Source organism: Prevotella falsenii DSM 22864 = JCM 15124 (genome assembly GCF_000613945.1).
Taxonomy (GTDB): Bacteria; Bacteroidota; Bacteroidia; order Bacteroidales; family Bacteroidaceae; genus Prevotella; species Prevotella falsenii.
Window position 1 is genome coordinate 1 of sequence record NZ_BAJY01000078.1, and the last position, 1,633, is coordinate 1,633.

Annotated in this window: 1 rRNA gene; it reads right to left on the reverse strand. The window is 53.3% G+C overall.

Annotation, left to right across the window (positions count from 1 at the left end):
- Positions 1 to 76 precede the first annotated feature (76 nt).
- Positions 77 to 1,607, reverse strand: a 16S ribosomal RNA gene (locus tag JCM15124_RS12480).
- Between the last annotated feature and the right edge of the window lie 26 nt (positions 1,608 to 1,633).

Genomic DNA, 1,633 nt, shown 5'->3' on the forward strand with positions numbered 1-1,633 from the left:
CCAAGAAGAGAAACTCCATACCATTTCTCTCAACGCAGGTATCAAACAACAGATACAGGAAAAAAGTCCTATCCAGAAAGGAGGTGTTCCAGCCGCACCTTCCGGTACGGCTACCTTGTTACGACTTAGCCCCAATCACCGGTCTTGCCCTAGGTCGCTCCTTGCGGTTACGAACTTCAGGCACCCCCGGCTTTCATGGCTTGACGGGCGGTGTGTACAAGGCCCGGGAACGTATTCACCGCGCCATGGCTGATGCGCGATTACTAGCGAATCCAGCTTCGTGAGGTCGGGTTGCAGACCTCAGTCCGAACTGGGACCGGCTTTAAAGATTTGATGCAGCTTACGCTGCACCGACCTCTGTACCGGCCATTGTAACACGTGTGTAGCCCCGGACGTAAGGGCCGTGCTGATTTGACGTCATCCCCACCTTCCTCACACCTTGCGGTGGCAGTGTCCCCAGAGTGCCCAGCATAACCTGATGGCAACTGAGAAAAGGGGTTGCGCTCGTTATGGCACTTAAGCCGACACCTCACGGCACGAGCTGACGACAACCATGCAGCACCTTCGCAGATGCCCCGAAGGGAAACCACATCTCTGCGGCTGACATCTGCAATTCAAGCCCGGGTAAGGTTCCTCGCGTATCATCGAATTAAACCACATGTTCCTCCGCTTGTGCGGGCCCCCGTCAATTCCTTTGAGTTTCACCGTTGCCGGCGTACTCCCCAGGTGGGATGCTTAATGCTTTCGCTTAGCCGCCAACGTCAGACGCTGACAGCGGGCATCCATGGTTTACTGTGCGGACTACCAGGTATCTAATCCTGTTCGATACCCGCACCTTCGAGCTTAAGCGTCAGTTACACTCCCGTACGCTGCCTTCGCAATCGGAGTTCCTCATGATATCTAAGCATTTCACCGCTACACCATGAATTCCGCATACGTTGCGTGCACTCAAGTCCAACAGTTCGCGCTGCAAGTCAGATGTTGAGCATCTAAATTTCACAACACGCTTAAAGGACCGCCTACACTCCCTTTAAACCCAATAAATCCGGATAACGCCCGGACCTTCCGTATTACCGCGGCTGCTGGCACGGAATTAGCCGGTCCTTATTCGAAGGGTAAATGCAAAAAGGCATACATGCCTCACTTTACTCCCCAACAAAAGCAGTTTACAACCCATAGGGCCGTCAATCCTGCACGCTACTTGGCTGGTTCAGACTTGCGTCCATTGACCAATATTCCTCACTGCTGCCTCCCGTAGGAGTTTGGACCGTGTCTCAGTTCCAATGTGGGGGACCTTCCTCTCAGAACCCCTACTGATCGATGCCTTGGTGGGCCGTTACCCGCACCAACAAGCTAATCAGACGCATCCCCATCCTCTACCGAAATAACTTTGGTCCACGTCGGATGCCGTCAGCGGACAACATCGGGTATTAGGCCGTCTTTCAACGGGGTATCCCCGAGTAGAGGGAAGGTTGGATACGCGATACTCACCCGTGCGCCGGTCGACGTCCAAAGTGTGCAAGCACACTATGCCGTTTCCCCTCGACTTGCATGTGTTAAGCCTATAGCTAGCGTTCATCCTGAGCCAGGATCAAACTCTCCATTGTAAAAATATCATATAAAGAACGATGCA